The organism is Paenibacillus sp. IHB B 3415 (assembly GCF_000802655.2).
In the GTDB taxonomy this organism is placed as follows: Bacteria; Bacillota; Bacilli; order Paenibacillales; family Paenibacillaceae; genus Paenibacillus_AQ; species Paenibacillus_AQ phytohabitans.
In genome coordinates this window covers 68,404-89,006 of sequence record NZ_JUEI01000046.1, presented here as the reverse complement: position 1 = coordinate 89,006, position 20,603 = coordinate 68,404, and the positions used below count along the sequence as shown (strand labels likewise).

The window sequence follows — 20,603 nt, the reverse complement described above, 5'->3', positions numbered from 1 at the left end:
ACAGCGTGCTTGTAAACCCGGTTTAATGGAGTCAGTAGAAAAACATATGGTTTGCGAATGATGGCATAGGGAGAGACTGACCCTCAGGGGCAGCGCCGAAGGAGTAAGCCCGGGATGGGTGAATCTCTCAGGCAAAAGGACCTTTGCCGGACGCATCTCTGGAGAGCATCCACAGCCTGGACAACAGGAAACGGATCACCAACGGGGAAACCTGCGGGCAGGATAGCAGGGTAACTCTCAGGTACAAAGGACAGAGCGAAAGTCAATTTATGCATGTTTGATGTGCATTGATGGACTTTCGCCTGTCCTTTTTTGCATGTAAACAGACTAAGGGGTGACACGATGGAGTCTTTGAGAAGAACGCCTTTTTATGATCTCTATGCCGCTTATGCGGAGTCCAGATGCATTGATTTCGGCGGCTGGGAGCTGCCGGTGCAGTTTACTGGCATCGTTAAGGAACATGAAGCAGTCCGCCAGCAGGCCGGACTGTTCGATGTATCGCATATGGGTGAATTCATGGTTGACGGCAGCGGCGCTGAAGCCTTCCTCCAGCAGATGACCACCAATGATGTCAGCCGCCTAGCAGACGGCGCAGCGCAGTATTCCCTGATGCTCTACCCAAGCGGCGGAGTGGTTGACGATCTGCTCGTCTACCGCCTGGGCCATGAGCGCTACATGCTCGTCGTGAACGCCTCCAATATCGACAAGGACTTCCAGTGGCTGCAGGAGCATCTCACCGCTGAATTCAGCGGTGTCAGCTTGAAGAATGTCTCTGATGAGACGCTGCTGCTCGCTCTGCAGGGGCCGCTGGCTGAGACGATTCTGGCCGAAGTTACCTCTGCCCCGCTTGCAGAGCTGAAGCCCTTCCACTTCATCGAACACGCCGAGGTCTGCGGCGTTTCTGTACTGCTCTCCCGCACCGGCTATACCGGTGAGGACGGCTTTGAGCTGTACGCCCCGGTCCACACAGCGGCTGCACTCTGGAATGGTCTGCTGGCCGCAGGCGCGCCGCATGGCCTGACCCCTGCCGGACTCGGCGCACGCGACACACTCCGCTTCGAAGCCAAGCTGCCGCTGTATGGCCAGGAGCTCTCGGCGGATATTACGCCGCTCGAAGCGGGTGTCCAGTTCTTCGTGAAGCTGGACAAAGCGGATTTCATCGGCCGCGATGCCCTGCTGAAGCAGAAGGAAGCTGGCCTCCCGCGCCGTCTTGTGGGCCTGGAAATGATCGACCGCGGGATTCCCCGCTCCCATTATCCCGTATATGCGGACGGTGTGAAGATTGGTGAAGTCACAACCGGTACCCAATCCCCAACGCTGAAACGTAATCTCGGACTTGCCCTGCTGGATGCTGCCTATACTGAGATCGGCACAGAGGTGTATGTGGAGATCCGCGGCAAGCAGCTGAAGGCTGCCGTGATCAAAGCCCCGTTCTACAAAAAGAGCCAAGGAGTGAAGCCGTAATGAAGCACCGCTATCTGCCTATGACGGAGCAAGACCGCGCAGAAATGATGGAGACTGTTGGGATTCAGTCCATCGATGAGCTATTCGCTGATATCCCTCAAGCTGTCCGCTACCAGGGAACGATGCCAATGTCCGGCCCGCTGGACGAATATGCGCTGCTGCGCCATATGAAGGGTCTGGCTGACAAAAATGCCGACTTTGATACCCATGCCAGCTTCCTCGGCGCTGGACTCTATGACCACCACATTCCTGTTGTCATTAACCATATTATTTCCCGTTCGGAATTCTATACTGCCTATACCCCTTATCAGCCAGAAATCAGCCAGGGCGAGCTTCAGGCAATCTTCGAATTCCAGTCCTATATCTGTGAGCTGACCGGCATGAAGGTTGCTAATGCAAGTATGTACGATGGTGCAACGGCCTTCTCCGAAGCAGCCGTGCTTGCCGCAGGCGCCACCAAACGCAAAAAGCTGATTGTCTCCCGTACGGTTCACCCGGAAGCCCGCCAGGTGCTGCGCACTTCCGCCAACGCCTGGGGCCTGCAAATCGTAGAAATCGATTATGCAGACGGTGTTACTGACCTCGCACAGCTGGCGGAAGCGATCGACGGCGATACAGCCGCCGTTCTGGTTCAATCGCCCAACTTCTTCGGCGGCATCGAGGATCTGCGCCAGATTGAGCCGTTGATCCACGCCGTCAAGGGATTGCTCGTGGTCAGCGCGAATCCCATTGCACTCGGCGTGCTGGAAACCCCAGGCAAGCTGGGCGCCGACATCGTAGTCGGTGATGCACAGCCGCTGGGTATCGCCGCATCACTCGGAGGACCAACCTGCGGATTCTTCGCGGTTGCCGAACCGCTGATGCGCCGCATGCCGGGCCGGATCGTCGGCCAGACCGTTGACCGTAACGGCAAACGCGGCTTCGTTTTGACCCTGCAGGCGCGTGAGCAGCATATCCGCCGCGAGAAAGCGACGTCGAATATCTGCTCCAACCAGGCGCTGCTGGCGTTATGCGCTTCCGTCTACTTGTCCGTGATGGGCAAGGAGGGCATGCGTGAGGTTGGCGAGCTGAACATCCGCAAGAGCCATTATGCCGCCGGAAGGCTGGCTGAAATCACCGGTGCAGAGCGCGTCTTCACAGCCCCGTTCTTCAATGAATTTGTCCTGAAGCTCCCGGAAGGCAGCAGCGTCAGTGAAGTGAACTCCAAGCTGCTGAAGGCAGGTTATCTGGGCGGCTATGATCTGGGCCGTGAGTATCCCGAGCTGACCGGACATATGCTGGTTGCCGTGACTGAGAAGAGAAGCAAAACCGAAATTGACGAATTCGCCACTGCACTGGAGGGCTGTATATGAAACCGGAACAAACCCTGATCTTTGAATTAAGCCGCCCCGGCCGCTCGGCGTACTCTTTGCCTCTATGTGATGTGCCGCAGGAAGAGAGCATCAGCTCACTGATTCCTGAGGGCCTGCTCCGCAGCGAGCCCGTAGTGCTGCCGGAAGTATCCGAAGTGGATGTTATCCGCCACTATACTGCCCTGTCCCGGCGTAACTTCGGGGTCGATAACGGCTTCTATCCGCTCGGCTCCTGTACGATGAAATATAACCCAAAAATCAATGAGGATGTCGCCCGCTTCCCCGGCCTTGCCAAGATCCATCCGTACCAGCCGGAAGAGAGCATCCAGGGTGCACTTGAGCTGATGTATACGCTGCAAAAGGATCTCGCCGGACTGACCGGCATGGATGCCGTCTCCCTGCAGCCTGCCGCCGGTGCCCATGGCGAATGGACCGGCCTGATGATGATCCGCGCCTACCATGAGAGCCGCGGCGAAGTCCGCTCCAAGGTCATCGTGCCGGATTCCTCGCACGGTACCAACCCGGCCAGCGCCGCAGCCGCCGGACTCGACACCGTCACCATTCCTTCCAATGATAAGGGAATGGTCGACCTCGAAGCGCTGAAGGCGGCGGTCGGTAGCGACACCGCCGCGCTGATGCTCACGAACCCGAGTACACTCGGACTGTTCGAGACACAGATCGTAGAGATCGCCGCGATTGTCCACGAAGCTGGCGGACTGCTCTATTATGACGGAGCGAACTCCAACGCCATCATGGGCATCACCCGCCCGGGCGATATGGGCTTCGATGTGGTCCATCTCAACCTGCACAAGACGATGAGTACTCCGCACGGCGGAGGCGGCCCGGGAGCCGGACCGGTCGGCGTGAAGGCGAAGCTGATTCCGTTCCTGCCCCAGCCGTCGGTTGTGCAGAACGAAGACGGCAGCTTCTCGCTTGACTCCGGCGGACCGCAATCTATTGGCCGCGTCAAAGCTTTCTATGGCAACTTCGGCATTCTGGTCCGCGCTTACGCCTATATCCGCACCTACGGCCCGGATGGACTGCGCGAGGTGTCCGAGAACGCTGTGCTGAATGCCAATTACATGATGCACCGTCTGGCACCTTATTTCGAAATTCCATTTCCGGGTGTCTGCAAGCATGAATTCGTCATGTCCGGCAGAAACCTCAAGCAGTACGGCGTACGTACCCTGGATGTTGCCAAACGGCTGCTCGACTTCGGCTACCATCCGCCAACCGTGTACTTCCCGCTGACCGTAGAGGAATGTATGATGATCGAGCCGACTGAAACCGAAAGCAAGGAAACGCTGGACGGCTTCATTGAGACGATGATTCAGATCGTTAAGGAAGCGCAGGAGACACCTGAGGTCGTTATTAATGCACCGCATACCACGGAGATCAGCCGTCTGGATGAGACCCAGGCCGCGCGGAAGCCGGTTCTGAACTGCTCCTGCGGCTAAACGCGACTGGCGGCAACGCACAGGCGAAATAACTTCACCGCAAATAAATAGCCGGGCAAGCGATACGCTAGTATCACTGCCCGGCTATTCTTATGTATGTATAGGCTTTGCGCGCCTTCTATGGCGTAAGCCGTTTGACGAACTGGAAGCGGTCATTCACCCGCATTTTACTGTAAATACTCTTCAGCATATTCCGAACCGTGCCTTCACTGATGCCCAGATCACTCCCGATGTGCAGTGCGCTTTTCTCAAGTAACCATAGCCGTGCTACATCCTGCTCCCGCGCTGTCAGCTTATATTCCTGTAAAGTGGCTTCCAGGCGGTATTGCTGCATCTCCGGGTTCTTCTCCATCCACTTCTCCATAATATTCTCGGCAATCTGCTGCACGAACGGAATCGCGAATTCAATAGGTTCTCCTCTATTAAAAGAAATGTCCACATATCCGAAGACGGTATCCTCATTCTGCAGCGGAGCACACACACAGTTCCAGTTCTGGAAGGCCTGGTCGGAATGTTCCGCCCCCCGCACTACCCCGATGCAATTCATCTCCATGGCCAAGGATACGGCATTCATGCCCGAGCGCTGCCTGCATAAGCTAACCCCCGGACGCAGCTCCGCCTGTTCCATCTCATCCCGGGTAACCGGAGAAGAACAGACCAGCTCCAGAATGGTACCCGCCTTGTCCGTCAGGAATACAACATAAGGAATAGAGAGCAGCTGGCTTAATTTATTCATTTCACTGCGGATGGAAGATATCATGGCTCTATGATAGATATGCTCTTTCGATTCTTCTGGAAAAGAAACCCCGGACTGCCCGCTATGTAATTCGATTTGCTCTGCGTCAAGCGGCCGGAAAGCTTCAAGCTGCTGTGCTTCCAAATCTCCGGGCACGCTCCATGCTCTCGATTGTTCAAAGATTCTCACGACGATCCTCCTCCATTTTTACCATTTCCTATATAACCGATTTTAAAAGAAAGTATTATAACATACAATCACGGAATAAAGAACATTCAGCATTGGACCTGTAAATGAACCTGCAAGCGCTGTAAAATAGAAAAATCTGCAGTTAAAAATCATAAGTGAAAACGGCTATGTTGTCCTGTAATAAGGACCGTATCCTTTCAGTAAGGAGGTTCTACATGCTTCGAATCGGCTATATCTCGGCAGTCCTGAATCTGGCAACCGCTATGGTATCGTTCATGCGCTTCGGCAGTAATTATGCGCTTGCGATCATGATAAGCCATACACTATTGCTCTTCTTGGGTTACCGGCTGCTCCGCTCCAAAAGCAATCTGGCCCTAATCCCCCTGCTCACCGTCAGCTGCTCCTTCCTGATGTACAACGTGGTCTATGTTCTATTGAAGCAGATCAACCTTGTAGACCTGTACGCTGTAGACTGGAGGCTGGAAGTTCAGCTGGTGCTGCCACTGTTAATAGGGTTACTCCTCAAAGCCATTCTCGAACGAAGCGGCAAATCCCGGTTAGTCTAGTTAACCAGGGTAGCCGCTTTTTTTGCAGCATCATTCGCCATAATAATCTAAATAAATATATTCATTCGATGGATTGTGATAGTTTTCGACATTGCCGCAGTGATATATTTATTCATACGTCTTTTACATAGATTGGGATTCAGAAATTTATATGCTGCGAACAAGCGAACGCGCTTTCAAAGTAATTTCCAGGAGGGTTAGCCTTGAGTATTATTGAAGCCAGAGGACTGAGCAAGTCATTTATGCAGGCAGTGAAGGAGCCGGGCCTGGGGGGAGCGGTTAAACACCTGTTCCTGCCCCGGCATATCGAGAAGATGGCGGTTAAGCCGCTGGATCTGAGTGTGGAAGCAGGCGAGACGGTAGCTTATGTGGGCCCGAACGGCGCCGGCAAATCCACCACCATCAAGATGCTGACCGGAATCCTCATGCCCTCAGCCGGCACTGTTTCTGTAAACGGTATCAATCCGTACAAAAAAAGAATGGACAATGCCGCCCAGATTGGCGCCGTGTTCGGCCAGCGTACCCAGCTGTGGTGGGATATCCCGATTGTGGAGTCTTTTTCGCTGCTGAAGGATATTTATCAGATTCCTGGCGCCGTCTACAAGACGAATATGGAGCTGTTCACTGAAATGCTGGGAATGAGCGAGTTCATCCATCTCTCTGCCCGGAAGCTCTCCCTGGGTCAGCGGATGCGCGCCGATCTGGCCGCAGCCCTGCTGCATAACCCGCCGATTCTGTATCTGGATGAGCCGACGATTGGCCTTGACGTATCCGTGAAGCAGAAAATCCGCGAGTTCATCAAACAGATCAACCAGGAGCAGAACACTACGGTGATGCTGACCACCCATGACCTGGGGGATATTGAGGATCTGTGCAAACGGCTGATTATCATCGACCATGGGGCGATTATTTATGACGGCAGCCTGAGCGAGGTTAAGGCCCGTTTTGCCAAAAACCGTGTCATCTTCTTTCAGGTCGGATCACCGATGCCGGAGTTGTACGCGCAGCTCACGCAGACACCGGGAATGAAGCTTGCGCAGCAGAGCGCGCAGGAATTCTCGGTCTCTTTTGACCGGTACGAATATACCGCCAGTGAAGTGGTGGGCCGGGTGATGAGATATGGCGAAGTTGTCGACTTCCGGATGGAAGATACTAATATTGAGCAGGTCATCAAGGCCGTCTATGACGGCAAGCTGGATCTGACCGGAACCGGGGAATAAGGAGGCTTACACACGATGATGACTGCTGCCCAGTTTAAAATGTACAGAAGTATCGCGAACCGCTCCCTGCAACGGGTTTTGGCCTACCGGATTTCTTACATCATTACCTTTCTGGCGAACTCTATCAATCTGCTGGCCATCTACTTTCTGTGGCAGGGCATTTACAGCGGGCGGGAGGTGGTAGGCGGCTATACCTGGGACCAGATGAAAACCTATCTGCTGGTTACCTTCCTGGCCAACTCCGTGTTGTCCTGGTATTCGGAATCAGCTATTTCCGGCAAAATCCTTGACGGCAGCGTCGCTGTGGACCTGCTGAAGCCGATTGATTTCCAGACCGCAAGGTTCGCGGAAACCTTGGGCTCGAGCCTGCTTGAAGGCGGCATGAGTACGGTGCTGCTGATCCTGTTCGCCACCTTCCTGACCGGAGTCACCTTTCCGGGTTCGTTCTCTGTCTATATCTTGTTCGCAGTCAGTCTGCTCGGTGCAATCGTGGTGAAATTCGGCGTTGTCTATCTGGCGGCACTTTTATGCTTCTGGTCCACCGGATCGATGGGCATCGTCTGGACACGGATTGCTCTGACCAATCTCCTGTCCGGAGCTTTGGTGCCCCTTGCCTTCTTCCCTGACTGGCTGGAAAAGCTGGCTCTCCTGCTGCCCTTCCAGGCCATCATCCACACGCCGTCGATGATCTTTCTGCAGCAGGCGGATACCGGGGAGAGTCTGCGGCTGATCGGTATTCAACTTTTCTGGGGGGCAGCACTCTGGATTGCCGGCAAGGCAATGTGGAACTGGGCGGTACGCCAGGTGACCATCCATGGAGGCTAAGGCAGGAGGAGGCCGCAGAATGAAAATGTCCCAAATGCTCTACCTCTACAAACGGCTGTATGTGCAGCAGCTTAAAGCGATTTTGGAATATAATAAGGACTTCTATATTTTGATGTGCTCGGCCGCCTTGACACAGATTCTGGGGTTTGTCTTCCTCTGGGTGATCTATGACCGGATTCCGGATATTAACGGCTGGAAGTTCTGGGAAGTTACGTTTATGTACGCTATGATCTTTCTGACGGAGGGCATCGGCTCTTTGTTCTTCGAAGGCACCTGGCGTCTCGGGCGGCTGGTCAACATGGGCGAGCTGGACCGTTATTTGCTGCGGCCGGTGCCCGTTGTCCTTCAGGTGTTCTGCACCGGGATCGGCATCAACGGACTCGGCAATCTGCTGATCGGCGGAGTGATCGTCTGGCAGTCGCTCGTTCATAGCCCGGTTCACTGGACGCTGGGCAAAGCTGCCGTTCTGATCCTGCTGTTTATTACTGCGGTCATCATCCGGGTATCGATCAACCTCGCGGGGAATTCCGCCGCCTTCTGGATCCGCAATGCGGGCAATGCGTTTCCGCTGATGGTGCATAACCTGTCCGATCTGGCCAAATACCCGATCACCCTGTTTCCGCAGGCGATCCGCATCTTTATTTCTACTGTGCTGCCCTATGCGTTCATCAGCTTTTATCCGGCAACCTATATTTTCGGCAAAAGCGGATGGTCCGGCTGGTGGCTGCTCGCCCCTGTTGCGGCAATAGGAAGCGCGGCTGCGGCTTATGGTATCTTCCGGTATGGATTGTCTAAGTATGAGAGTACGGGGAATTGATGGCGAAATAACAGCAACAACCTTTAACAAGTTGGAGTAGGATATACGTGAGCACTCGGGTGGACGCTACGCAAACGGAACGTTGTTCCAATCGCTGTTGTGTCCAGATTTCTTGATTTTACCTTATCGGTGAAAATCCGGACACAAAGGCGACCGCTAACGCTTTTACACAATCGTTCCGTCCGCTCCGCTGTTTAAGCGGGAAACGGGTTTACACCTTTAAACACATAAATGCCTGAACACCTGAATGCCTGAACACCGCAAAAATAGACCTCCCTTTATAAAATCGGAATTGTTAGCATCCAGTTCAATAGGGAGGTTACTTTGTGCATACTGATAGTATTTCCGCTGCCTACTGTGCAGTAAATTGCCGCTTCTGCAGATCTAACTCGTATACATGCGGCTCCGGTTCAGGATCACCGCCAGCGCCAACCGGCGGGTACACGATCAGCCGTTCATTATCGTTGGCAGGTGCGGGCTGCAATTCGGAATAGACGAGTGTGACCTGTGCGGAGGCTTCACCCTGTGCGAAGAATAGCGGGAATGCCTCTCCGCTCAGCTTGTTGATGGCGAAGGCATAAGCTACCAGACCATGCCCCGATTTATACTGGGGTGTAAGCAGGTACACATCCGCTTCCTTGAAGCTGATCTTATCGAACTCCAGAACATGATCGGATGGCCGCACGAATAAGAACGCAGGCAGCGTCCATAACTCCTGATCTTGATTATCCTCCCTGTACACGATGGAGTAATCCGCCTGATAGGTCTGCTCCCCTTCCAGACCGTAGTTGCTGGAGACATTCAGATGCCCCCGCTCTTCCGGACCGCTGGAGATCATCAGCAGCCCCCCCCGCTCCGTCGCTGCTCTCGCCCGGATGATCCCCTCATCATTAACGGAATCAATCAGCACTGAGCTGGCCAGACCCTCCAGGGGGAACAGACTGATTACTTCTTCAAGTACCGGAACTTCTACTACAGCTAATGAGCCAGTGGGGGTAGAAGAAGCAGATGGACCTGCTGAAGCAGTTGGTATTGGTGATGCCTGTTGATTGCTGCATCCCAGCAGCAGACCGAATGACAGGATCGTACCCGCTGCCAGCGTTGTAGCTACAGATCTGATTGGACTCATCCCTCTCTGTGTATCTTCACAATTACTTCCAATTATATAGTTATACATCCTCTCACAAATTTAAATTTTGTCTTCTCTGCATGAAAAAATAGTAACTACTATCTCTATACTCCTCATGCGCAATTATAGCCCGGTTTATATGTCTCAATTACAGCTAGGGCTTAGTTAGTTTGAACTTAAGTGAGGGTGTCGTAGCAGACAACCTGCAATTCAAGCAAGGTATCCCGCTGCTGAAGTCATATTTCTCGAAAATCCTGCCCAAAATACAACAATCCCCTCATCAAAACGGCTGTATTCCAAAATTGTTGTACAAAAGACAACAATCCCCCTCATCCAGGCGCCTTAGCGGGAAATTCTTGCATTTAATACAACAATCGCCATGAATACCCTTGAATCTATGTAGCCGAGTTGTAATACGTACAACATTTTTGCCTACACAGTGTGAACTTGAGATTCTCAATCCTGCCAGCAACAGATCTGGTATGCAAAATGAAGGGGTTCACTAGTCTGGTCCCCTTAGCGCAGGATCAGTTACTTGCTTGCCTGCGGCCTCAAGTGGGGCTGGTTTGGACGAGGCCGACGAAGAAAACTCCACTGCCGCCCGGCAGACAGCGAAGAGCAGTGCGGACATTTCCGCACTGCTCTCATTTATGCTCTCACTACTGCTACCAACTCCCATTGCTGTCCCAATTACTACTTTTCCACTACTAATTTTATCAACTACTACTTCCAGCTATTCCATCCCGTTCTCTTCATCTTGCAGCTACTTCCCCAATCAGCTAGGCAGATCCGTTGACGCCACAGTTCCGGCTGCGGCAGCCTGTTTGCGCTCTTTGGAGGATTTACGGAAATAGAGCAGCTCATAGATTGCCGGAACTACGATCAGAGTTAACAGGGTTGCCGCAGTCAGGCCGCCGATGACTACAATGGCCAGACTCTGCGAGACGATGCTTCCCTGCTCGGACTGCCCGAACAGGAGCGGCAGCATGGCGCAGACAGTAGCAATGGCTGTCATCAGAATCGGACGCATCCGCGTGCCGGCTGCTTCCAGAATGGCTTCGCGGACCGTCATATGCTCCTCATTATGCTTAATGCGGTCGATCAGCACGATCGCATTGGTGACGACGATGCCGATGAGCATTAATGCGCCGAACAATGCGGTGAAGTCAGGGGTCACGCCCGAGATCAGCAGGGCTACGATAGCCCCGATTGCTGCGAGCGGCAGGGAGAACATAATCGCCAGAGGCGCACGCAGCGTCTTGAAGGTCAATACCATGATCAGGTATACCAGACCAATTGAGATCAATGCGGTCATGCCCAGGTCACTGAAATCTCCGGCCTGATCGGCCGAGGCACCACCTGCGAACAGGGTTACTCCCTCTGGCAAGGTAATGCTGTCAGTCTCCGCTTTAATATCTGCACCGATCTCCGAGACCCGCTTCGGATCTGCCTCTGCGGTAATCCGTACATAAGGCTTGCCGTCTTTATGATACAGCATTGCCGGCTGGTCGGTGACCGTAAGCTCTGCCACTTGTGACAGCGGCTGCGGGCCGGCGGATGTCATAAGCGTAATCTTCTGCAGATCCTGCTGCGATGCAGGCTGAACCACTGGCTCCAGCACTACTGAGGCAGGGGAACCATCCAGCTCGATCTGGCCCAGCGGAACCGGATTCAGCATCGCACTAAGCTGCATGGAGATTTCCTGGGCATTTGCCACAGCGGGATTTACTTTGAACGCAAACACCGGCTTGGTATCCTCCATGTTGCTGGCTACCTTCCCTACGCCTTCGATTGTTTTCACTTTGGCAGCGACTTCCTTGGCAACCGCATTAATGGCCGGAAGATCATCGCCCACAATATCAATGTATTCATTGGTTGAGCTGGAGCCCATCATACTGGCTGCTCCCACGGTCAATGCTGCTCCGTCATAGGAAGACTGCAAGCTGCGGACATGATCCATGAACGCCTGCGCATCGGTATCTTCCTTCATCATGATGGTATAATCCACTTGCGTCAGCGAAACCACATTGCCCCATTGTGCCGAGTCCGCGCTGTTGCCGGATTGCATAATAACGATCTCCGCCTGCGGCTGCTTCATCAGCTCAGCTTCCAGCTGCTTGCCGTTCTCCAGCACCTCTGATACTGGCACATCATTCGGATAGACCAGCTGAACGGTTACCGTGCTGGCATCTGTAGCATCGAGCGCCCCTTTGGGCATCGTGACATAGGCGCCAATGGAACCCACAAGCAGCAGCAGTCCGAGGGATAACGTAATCCACTTCCGCTGCAGATTCCACTCCAGGAAGCGGCTGAACTTGCGGGAAGGCTCATGCTCCTTCAAGGAGGAGCCCTTCAGCAGCCAGGAGCTGAGCAGCGGTACTACCGTTAAGGCAACTATCAGCGAGGTCAGCAGCGAGTAAGTGACGGTCAGGGCAAACGGCAGCAGGAAGGCTTGCAGCCCGCCGCGCAGCAGCCCCATCGGCAGGAATACTGCTACCGTGGCAATCGTAGAGGTAGTAATCGCCCGGGCGACCTCTCCAGTTGCGCTGACTACCATTTCGCGGGACAAGCGTTCTTTTTGCATCCGCCGGTAGATGTTCTCGATCACCACGATACTGTCATCGACCAGCCGTCCAACCGCAACGGCAACGCCGCCCAGCGTAACTATATTCAGCGTGATCCCGGACACCTTCAGCAGGTACAAGGTAACCGCCAGTGATAACGGAATGGAGATAGCCGTAATCAGCGTTGCCCGTACATTGCGGAGGAAGATCAGGATCACAATCGTGGCGAATAAAGCGCCGAGCAGCACCTCACGCAGCATGCTGTTTACCGAAGTCACGACCATATCCGAAGTGCTGAAGATCATGGATACCTCGGCATTTTTGACGCTGGCGCTAAGCTCCTCTGCTGTACTGCGCACCTTGTCGCCCACATCCACCGCGTTGGCACTTGCTTCTTTGGTGATAATGAGAAATAATACATCCTTGCCGTTCGAGCGGCTCACACTCTCTTGGTCCAGCTTGGGCTCGACAGCAGCAATATCTCCTAGTGTTACTCCCGCTGCCACCGGCAGCTTTTGAAGCGTATCGACGCTCTCAATGGATGAAACCACGTTCACATTGCCCGTCTGGCCGCCAATCGTCTGTTCACCCACAGATGCCGATACGCTGCGGCCCTGAAGCAATCCCATGACCTGCGCCGTGTTTACTCCCTTCGCAGCCATTGCTGCCGGATCAAGCTTCACCCGGACCTGCGGAGAAGTTTTGCCGTAGAGGGCTACGCTCGCTACACCTTTTATTTTTTGCATCTCGGGAAGGATCTTGTTCTCGGCAATCTCCAGATTCTCCTTGGTGAGCCCTTCATCGAACGCTACAGTGACCTGCGACACAGGAATCATCGAGGTATTCAGCTGAATGATGAACGGGTCCATCACGCCTTGCGGGAATTGCAGGGCATGAACTGCCTTCTCAACCTCCTGCGCCGCTTCCTTCATATTGGTTTTGCCGTCAAAATAAATATCCACCTTGGCATAGCCGTCAGCGGAAGTGGACATCTGCTCCGTCTTGCCTTTCACCAGTGAGGTCGCAGCCTCAATCGGCTTCGTCACTTGCGTCTCCATCGCATGCGCATCCTGGCCAGGACCCAGAACCGCAACGGTCACCTGAGGATTATCTGCCTCCGGCATGAATTCCATCGGCAGCGAGGTATAACTCATAATACCGACCACAAGCGCCATAACCACCAGCAGCCCGACTGCCCCCTTATTGCCAAACGACCATTTCGTAAGCCATGTCATTTCTTTTACCCCTTCCATTTCATCAAATGTATTGAACTCTTTATGTCTGTTCTCTTATGTATGAGCTGCAGATTCTTGCTTAAGTGTAGAAGCTTTGGGCTGATGCCAAAACGGTCCGGCGGAGGGTTTCGTTCTCGGTCTTAAGGCGGGTGGCGGCTCCTTCCAGAGGTACAACGCAAAAAAGCTGCCCTGTAGAGGACAGCCTGTTAAAGAATAACCTGGTATCGCCGCATAGCAATTAAGGCGAATTCCGTACCGCTTCTTCCCGGAACATACTCTTTAGCAGCGGCGGTGTCACCAGTGTAGTAATAATTACAGCAATGATAACGCCGGTGAAATATTGCGGCAGCAGCAGCCCGCTCTCAAGCCCCGTGGCCGCAATGATCAGGGCGACCTCGCCTCTGGAGATCATTCCCGTACCAATGACCAGTGATGAGCGGGTATTGAAGCCGGTAAGGCGTGCGCCGATTCCGCCGCCAAGCAGCTTAGCCAGAATAGCGACCAGTGACAGCACCACCATGAATCCGAGCTGGCTGCCGAGGCCCTCAAAGCTGACACTGAGACCGATGCTGACAAAAAAGACCGGCACAAACAGCGAGTAAGCAATCGGCTCTACTTTGGACTCCACCACATGCTTGAAGGAGGTTTGTGCAATGGCAATCCCGGCAGCAAAAGCGCCGATAATTCCGGCCATCCCCATCATTTCAGCGAAATAAGCATATCCGAACAGAATCACCAGGGCGGCCGTGATCGTCGCTTCGGTCACCCGCAGCGGAGCAAGCCACCGCATCACCCGGGGTACAACCAGCCAGCCTGCAAGGACAGCGACGGCGAAGAACAGCAGCTTTTTGCCGATCAGCAGACTTATCGAAATATCATCGCCCGTACCGAAAAAGCTCATCAGCACCGCGAGCAGAACCACTACCAGAATATCATCGACAACCGCCGCACCCAGAATTGTGGAGCCTTCCGGCGTATTCAGCCGGTTCATCTCCTTGAGCACCTGAACGGAGATACTGACCGAAGTAGCACTCATAATCACCCCCAGGAACAGCGCGTTATGATACGCGAAGCCGAACCATTCCCCGATGGCAAAGCCGCCTGCGAACGGCAGGATAATACCGCCAACCGCTACCGCGAAAGCAGACTTCCAGTTTTTGCGCAGCTGATCGAGGTCAGTCTCCAGTCCGGCGATGAACATCAGCAGCAGCACACCGATCTCCGACATGTAGTGAATGAACTCGCCGTCCTGCACCCAGCCCAGCACCGCCGGTCCCAGCAGGATACCGACAATCAGCTTGCCCAGCACGGCAGGCTGCCCCAGCCGCACAGACAGTTCCCCGGCCAGCTTGGTGAATAACAGAATCAACAGCAAATATAAGATGAATTCCATGATGTACTCTACTCCTTTTGTCTATATTGGCCCCTAAAAAAGACAAAGAGGAGCCCTTGGTGACAGGCTCCTCCTAAAAACACATAAATATTCAGTTCGGGTCAAACTATTACCTCTAGTATAACTTTAATGATAATGGCTGTAAACCGCCATGCTTATTTAATCTCAGCCACTGATTCCCGCTTCATTCGGACGCAGTATGGTGGAGCCAATCGTCAGCAGGACTGCCGCCATCAGGCCGAGAATGGCAAAAGGCAGCCACAGCTCGTTCCAGCCTCCGCCCGTTGCGGCGATATCTACCGCCTGGATGGCCCATTTCTGCGGTGTGAAATTAGCTAGCTTCTGCATATAATCCGGCATGATCGAGATCGGCCAGAAGCAGCCGCCCAGCATACAGGTGGGTATAAGGATCAGCGAATTGAGCATGCCGGCATTGCGCGGATTACGGATCAGTCCCGCTACGGTGCTGGCGATGCCCATGGATACCAGCATGAATGCGGCCAGAACCAGGAAGTAGAGAAACATCGGCATCTCATAATCGTAGCGCAGTATCCATTTCCCAAGCGAGAGCACCACGATGATCTGAATAATCCCTACGAGAAAGCTGCCTAGGAAATTGCCGAGGGCAATTTCGTAAGAGCGGACCGGGGCGCTGAACATCCGCATCATCGTGCGCCCCCGGCGGTCATCGTTGATCAGGGACACGGAGCTTGTCACCAGTGTCATCAGGAACATGAGCGTCAGACCGGTAATCACACCCAGCGTCTCCCGGGGGTATAAATCATAATCCGTACGAATGCTTCCCACATGATGCTGCTCCGCCTGCTTCAGCACAGCAGCGAACTGCGCCTGCTGATCTGCTGCCGTGCAGCCGCTGAGCGCAGCAACGGCATGCGCAGCTTCAGCCATGTTTCCGGCAATCGCATTGACCTTCATCTTGACGATAATCGAGCTCTCGCTCGCGCGAAGCTCATAGATGCTAATCTGCGGCTCCTGCCCGGCAATCAGGGCGGCTGAATACCCCTCTGGAATCCATATCCCTGCCGCCCCCTCCTGCCCGATCGCCGCTTCCTTCAATGCCGCCTCATCCCTGCGCTGCTCTAACTTGTAATCGCCGGTCTGCTCCAGTTCGGAGAGCAGATGCTTTCCGGCAGCACCCGTATCCATATTGGCGTACAATATGGTCACCGGACCATCGCCAACGCCCCCAGTGAGTGAAATGATTCCTGCAACCACAACACTGGGCAGCAGAATAAATATCAGCACCCCTTTGACAGAGCCAAGGCTTCGCCGGATCATATTCCAGGCAATGGTTATTATTTTATTCATGGTAGCCCACCTTCCGGTATGAGACAGTCATTACACACAGCAGAACTGCACAAATCAGACACATCACCCATAAGTTCGGCAGAATCTGCTTCAGACCGGAATGGAGCATCATGCGGATAATCGCCTGCTGTGCCCAATGGTTGACTGTGAATGCACCGATGCTGTTCACCCAGGAATCAGGAAGCGGAGCCATCCCCCCGCTGACGAAGGTCATCACTACGGTCAGAACATTAATAACATTCGTTGCGCTGGCCGAAGTTTTGCTGAACAGGCAGATGACAATGGAGAACGTCATGGACGCGATGATCATCAACAGGCAGAACAACAACAGAAGTCCCGGCCGGTTGCCCCAATAGACACCGAACAGCCGGTCTGACAGCACAATGATCGCCAGACACTGAAGGATGCTGACCAGGCCTACCCCCAGCATTTTGCCGATAAACAGCTGGGAGCCCTTGACCGGCATCGAATTGATCCGAAAAAGCGTATGGTTCTCTTTATCACTGAAGAGAGAGCCCGTTACCGTCAGCCCGGTGTACAGAAGAAACATCATCAGCATGGAAGCCGCGTAGAACTGGGAGGCTGTATAGGTTTTACCCCCGTTATTCAGATCACCCATCACCACTGCCCCTGTCTCTGCCGTTACCGGAGGAACTGCAAGTGCTTTCGGCCCAAGCGCTACCGCTGCCGACTGCTTGTAATTGATCGTACTGAGAAAATTGTCAAAAGCCGTTCCCGCCACCAGATTATCGGTATGATCCTTGCCGAGAATAAACTCCAGCCGGGCGTGTTCTCCGCGCTGCACCTCTTCATCGAAGCCGGAAGGGACAATGACCGCATAGGCGTATTTGCCTGTACGAAGCCCGCTTTCTGCCGCCTCCCGGCTCTCTGGCTTGTGGGCGATGATGAGATCCTTCACTTCCGGTACCTCCAGAAAAGCGGTTATCATAGCAGAGGTCCCTGCTTCTCCGCCTGCGGCATTCACAACAGCTACCCGTACTGGGTCGATCTCATCGGCTTCTTTCACACCCACCACCCCGGAGAGCGAGGCCCCCAGCAGAAAGATCAGCACCAGCGGCAGCAGAAACATATTAAGCAGCATCGAACGTGAGCGGAACAATCTGCGCAGTTCATAGATCATAATGGTCCAGGTATTCATCTCGCTGTCCTCCTCTCTAATCCCGTAATGTCCGCCCGGTCAGACTGAGGAACAACGTCTCCAGATCCGGCTCTTCAATGTTAAGGGAGGCAATTACCCCTTCATGCTTGGCGATAATAAACAGAATGTCCTGCAGCTCATTTTGTGAAGAAGGCAGATACATCTCCACAGCATCCTGCACAACCTCCACCCGGCTAATCCGTGGATGCTGACGAAGCTCGTTAATTAGAGCTGGAGTGATATTCGCCGCCTTAACCACTATTTTCTCCTCATGGGCTACCCGTTCCCGCAGTTCGCTCTCCGTGCCGCAGGCAATAATATGACCTTTATCCATAATCGCCACCCGGTCACAGACCGCTGCTACCTCTTCCATATAGTGGCTGGTATAGATAATCGTTGAACCCAGCTTATTCAGTGTTTTGACCGACTCCAGAATGTGATTGCGGGACTGCGGATCAATGCCGACGGTCGGCTCATCCATAATGATCAGGCGCGGCCGGTGCATGATGGCACAGGCGATATTGAGGCGCCGTTTCATCCCCCCCGAGAAGGTGGACGGCTTATCCCTGGCCCGGTCGCTAAGACCTGTGAATTCCAGCGCTTCCTGAATCCGTTCCTTCAACAGCTTCCCGCGCAGGCCATACAGCTTTCCAAAAAAGCTTACATTCTCTGCCGCCGACATATTCTCGTATAAAGCCAGCTCCTGAGGGACAAGCCCTATACGCTTCTTAACCTCCAGCGGCTTCTCCCTTACGGACAGGCCATCGATCATAATCTCGCCGCTGTCCGCCTTAAGCAGACCGCAGATCATGCTGATTGTTGTGCTTTTCCCGGCACCATTAGGGCCGAGCAGACCGAATATTTCACCTTCCTGCAGACTGAAATTCACATGGTCCACGATCAGTTTGCTGTCATACCTTTTCACCACATCGGTTAATATCGCAAGTGCCATTTGCCATCGCTCCTGTTCCCTTAGTTCTCGTATTCTCATTGTAGCGCAGTGAAGGCGCGGCCGAAGGTACAGAAGGTCATCCTCTGGAGGTGACCAAAGTCATCTCCTGAACGATGGCGCTCTTATGCTAAGATGGAGATACCTGAGAAGGGATAGAAGGATAAGTTATCGAGTAAAACATATAAATTCATTTTAAAAAAGGATGACCCTAATTGACCAGAGAACTGAATATGCTGCGTTACGGTCTCATTATCATTCCTGCAGTACTATCTATCTATGTCTATGAGTACGCCGACTATGAACAGTTCACGCTTCATTTCCTCCTGCTGCTCCTGATCGCAACGCTTGGCACAAAACTGCCGCAGCCCTTCCCTCTGCTCACCGGGGGCATTGAGCTGATCTACACAGCCTGGCTGTGTTACCAGTACAACACATTGATGATTTTTCCGGCTCTGTCGGCGGTACTGTCCTACTCCTGGCTGCAGCGTAAGAACACGGCAATAGCCTTCTTCTGTATTCACCTGGTGCTGCTCAATGTTGCCTTCCGCGATGCTGCCCCGGCTGTGCAGGCGTTCACGAACCTTACCTTCCTGCTGGCCGCCGCGCTGAATATACAGCTGATCCGGACGGGACGCGGCCGCACAGATACCCTGTTTCTCTACGATGAGCTGCGCAAGAAGCATTTCGAGCTTCAGGAAACACGCTCGCGCCTGCTCCAGTTCACCTCGCAGGTAGAGGTTGCCGCGCAAGCGGAGGAACGGGTGCGGATCGCACGCCAGCTGCATGATGATATCGGACACCGGCTAATCCGGGTCAAAATGATGACAGAAGCCGCCATCCATACACTGCCGGCTGCTCCCGAAACTGGCCTTGGCATGATGCATCAGGTCCGGGACCAGCTCTCGGCCAGTATGGACGATATGCGGGCTGCGCTGAAGCGGATCAACTATACGCCGCAGCTTGAAGGTGCGTATGCGCTCGACCGGCTGCTGGAGGAGGTAGGCCGTGATACCGGCATTGCAACCTCCTATACTGTGCAGGGGATTCCTTATCCGCTCTACCCGAGCATTCAGGTCGTGCTCTACAAAAACGCCCGGGAAGCCATCACCAATGCGCTGCGGCACGGCAAGGCGGACTCTGTCTGGATTACCTTATCGTATAGGGATCACGAGATCATGATGGAGGCAGGAAATAACGGCCGGCTGCCCGAAGAAGACGCTCTGCATAAACTGCAAAGCGGCGGAGGCATGGGTCTAACCGGTATGACGGAACGCACCGTCCTGATCGGCGGAACCCTGGAGCTGCAGCCTGTGCCGCAGTTCACAGTCATTACCCGGTTGCCTGTGTACAGGCAAGGAGAGGATTTTCAGTATTAGTTATGGGCTGGCGGAGCCCCAATTACAGTGAGAAGGAGCTAAGCATAGGATGATTAAAGTATTGATCGTGGACGACGACTCTTTTATCCGTGAGAGCTTGAAGGTGCTGGTTGGGCTGGACCCTGAGATTGAGGTGGCCGGTACGGCAGGGGATGGCTTTGAAGCGCTCGCTTTGCTGGCGACGCCAGGCTGCGGGGCTGATGTCACACTCATGGATATCCGGATGCCGGGCTGCGGCGGTGTGGAAGGCACACGCCTAATCAAAGAAGCTTATCCGCACGTAGCCGTTCTGATGCTGACTACCTTCGACGATGATGAATATATCATTGAAGCACTGCGTAACGGAGCCAGCGGTTATCTGCTCAAGAACATTCCGCCGGACCGGATCATTCAGGGCATCAAGACTGTTCATGAGGGTAACATGCTCATTCATCCGGATATCGCCCGCAAACTGGCCGGCTTCCTCCAGCCGCCTGTCCGTCAGGAAGCCGCCCATAGGCAGGCTCTGGAATCCTACGGGCTGACTAAAGCAGAGCTGACCATAGTGTCCTCGATTGCAGAGGGACTTACCAATAAAGAGATTGCCGGGAAGCTGTTCTTAAGCGAAGGCACGGTCAAAAACTATATTACCGATATCCTCAGCAAGCTCGGGCTGCGGGACCGGACACAGATCGCCATTCTCTATTTGAAGAGTCAGGGGAACCGGTAGGGGCTTGGGTAGGGGCTCGGAGCGGCTCAGTAGCGGCTCGGGTAGTACATGCGGAAACGGCGATTCATCCTCAGGAGGGTAGTCTCGATTTCTGGAGATTTCAAGAGATTTCAGGTGGAGAGAGCAAGGGG

16 protein-coding genes and 1 riboswitch are annotated in these 20,603 nt (G+C 53.9%); of the genes, 9 read left to right on the top strand and 7 right to left on the bottom strand.

The genetic code is table 11. From position 1 onward, the window contains the following. Window positions 1–57: 57 nt before the first annotated feature. Window positions 58–153: riboswitch (glycine riboswitch) on the top strand. Window positions 154–342: 189 nt separating this feature from the next. Genes gcvT through gcvPB form a run of 3 tightly spaced genes read left to right on the top strand, consistent with a single transcriptional unit; the run spans window position 343 to window position 4,273 of the window. After that, window positions 343–1,464 (top strand): glycine cleavage system aminomethyltransferase GcvT, encoded by a 1,122-nt coding sequence (gcvT, locus tag QW71_RS20455; RefSeq protein WP_039302827.1) that lies wholly within the window; start codon window positions 343–345, stop codon window positions 1,462–1,464. Continuing rightward, window positions 1,464–2,816 (top strand): aminomethyl-transferring glycine dehydrogenase subunit GcvPA, encoded by a 1,353-nt coding sequence (gene gcvPA / locus QW71_RS20450; RefSeq protein WP_039302825.1) that lies wholly within the window; start codon window positions 1,464–1,466, stop codon window positions 2,814–2,816. The genes gcvT and gcvPA overlap by 1 nt, the downstream gene beginning before the upstream one ends. After that, window positions 2,813–4,273, top strand: a complete 1,461-nt coding sequence (gcvPB, locus tag QW71_RS20445) for an aminomethyl-transferring glycine dehydrogenase subunit GcvPB (RefSeq protein ID WP_039302822.1) — start codon at window positions 2,813–2,815, stop codon at window positions 4,271–4,273. The genes gcvPA and gcvPB overlap by 4 nt, the downstream gene beginning before the upstream one ends. A gap of 118 nt (window positions 4,274–4,391) precedes the next feature. Here gcvPB and QW71_RS20440 read toward each other — a convergent pair whose 3' ends face one another. After that, entirely contained in the window at window positions 4,392–5,198 is an 807-nt protein-coding gene (locus QW71_RS20440) for a helix-turn-helix transcriptional regulator (protein WP_039302819.1), read from the bottom strand. A gap of 215 nt (window positions 5,199–5,413) precedes the next feature. Here QW71_RS20440 and QW71_RS20435 point away from each other — a divergent pair, with 215 nt between their 5' ends. The 4 genes from QW71_RS20435 (at window position 5,414) to QW71_RS20420 (ending at window position 8,626) form a co-directional block, all read left to right on the top strand. After that, the gene (locus QW71_RS20435) at window positions 5,414–5,764 is read left to right on the top strand and encodes a hypothetical protein (protein ID WP_039302816.1); all 351 of its coding nucleotides are present in this window, start codon (window positions 5,414–5,416) and stop codon (window positions 5,762–5,764) included. A 203-nt stretch (window positions 5,765–5,967) separates the two neighbouring features. Next, on the top strand, window positions 5,968–6,984 hold the full coding sequence (locus tag QW71_RS20430) for an ATP-binding cassette domain-containing protein (protein WP_039302813.1): 1,017 nt from the start codon (window positions 5,968–5,970) through the stop codon (window positions 6,982–6,984). A gap of 15 nt (window positions 6,985–6,999) precedes the next feature. Then, entirely contained in the window at window positions 7,000–7,809 is an 810-nt protein-coding gene (locus tag QW71_RS20425; protein ID WP_235441512.1) for an ABC-2 family transporter protein, read from the top strand. Between the two features lie 19 nt (window positions 7,810–7,828). Further along, window positions 7,829–8,626, top strand: a complete 798-nt coding sequence (locus QW71_RS20420; RefSeq protein WP_039302811.1) for an ABC transporter permease — start codon at window positions 7,829–7,831, stop codon at window positions 8,624–8,626. 352 nt (window positions 8,627–8,978) lie between these two features. Here the strand turns inward: QW71_RS20420 and QW71_RS20415 are convergent, their stop codons facing one another. From QW71_RS20415 to QW71_RS20390, 6 genes are all read right to left on the bottom strand, one after another. Further along, window positions 8,979–9,755, bottom strand: coding sequence for a hypothetical protein (locus tag QW71_RS20415; RefSeq protein WP_039302808.1), 777 nt, complete (start codon window positions 9,753–9,755; stop codon window positions 8,979–8,981). A gap of 775 nt (window positions 9,756–10,530) precedes the next feature. Continuing rightward, window positions 10,531–13,554, bottom strand: a complete 3,024-nt coding sequence (locus tag QW71_RS20410; protein WP_039302804.1) for an efflux RND transporter permease subunit — start codon at window positions 13,552–13,554, stop codon at window positions 10,531–10,533. 238 nt (window positions 13,555–13,792) lie between these two features. Then, window positions 13,793–14,947: a cation:proton antiporter gene (locus tag QW71_RS20405; RefSeq protein ID WP_039302801.1), complete on the bottom strand. Its 1,155-nt coding sequence runs from the start codon at window positions 14,945–14,947 to the stop codon at window positions 13,793–13,795. Between the two features lie 165 nt (window positions 14,948–15,112). Beyond that, window positions 15,113–16,276 (bottom strand): ABC transporter permease, encoded by a 1,164-nt coding sequence (locus QW71_RS20400; RefSeq protein WP_039302797.1) that lies wholly within the window; start codon window positions 16,274–16,276, stop codon window positions 15,113–15,115. After that, window positions 16,269–17,435, bottom strand: a complete 1,167-nt coding sequence (locus QW71_RS20395) for an ABC transporter permease (protein ID WP_039302795.1) — start codon at window positions 17,433–17,435, stop codon at window positions 16,269–16,271. The genes QW71_RS20400 and QW71_RS20395 overlap by 8 nt, the downstream gene beginning before the upstream one ends. 16 nt (window positions 17,436–17,451) lie before the next feature. Continuing rightward, a complete protein-coding gene (locus QW71_RS20390) occupies window positions 17,452–18,387 on the bottom strand; it encodes an ABC transporter ATP-binding protein (protein WP_039302792.1) in 936 nt (311 codons plus the stop codon). A gap of 212 nt (window positions 18,388–18,599) precedes the next feature. Between QW71_RS20390 and QW71_RS37210 the strand changes: the two genes are divergently transcribed. After that, window positions 18,600–19,763: a sensor histidine kinase gene (locus tag QW71_RS37210; RefSeq protein WP_052770106.1), complete on the top strand. Its 1,164-nt coding sequence runs from the start codon at window positions 18,600–18,602 to the stop codon at window positions 19,761–19,763. A gap of 49 nt (window positions 19,764–19,812) precedes the next feature. Next, window positions 19,813–20,472 carry a response regulator transcription factor gene (locus QW71_RS20380; protein ID WP_039302789.1) on the top strand — a complete coding sequence of 220 codons (660 nt, stop codon included), beginning with the start codon at window positions 19,813–19,815 and terminating at the stop codon, window positions 20,470–20,472. Window positions 20,473–20,603 lie beyond the last annotated feature (131 nt).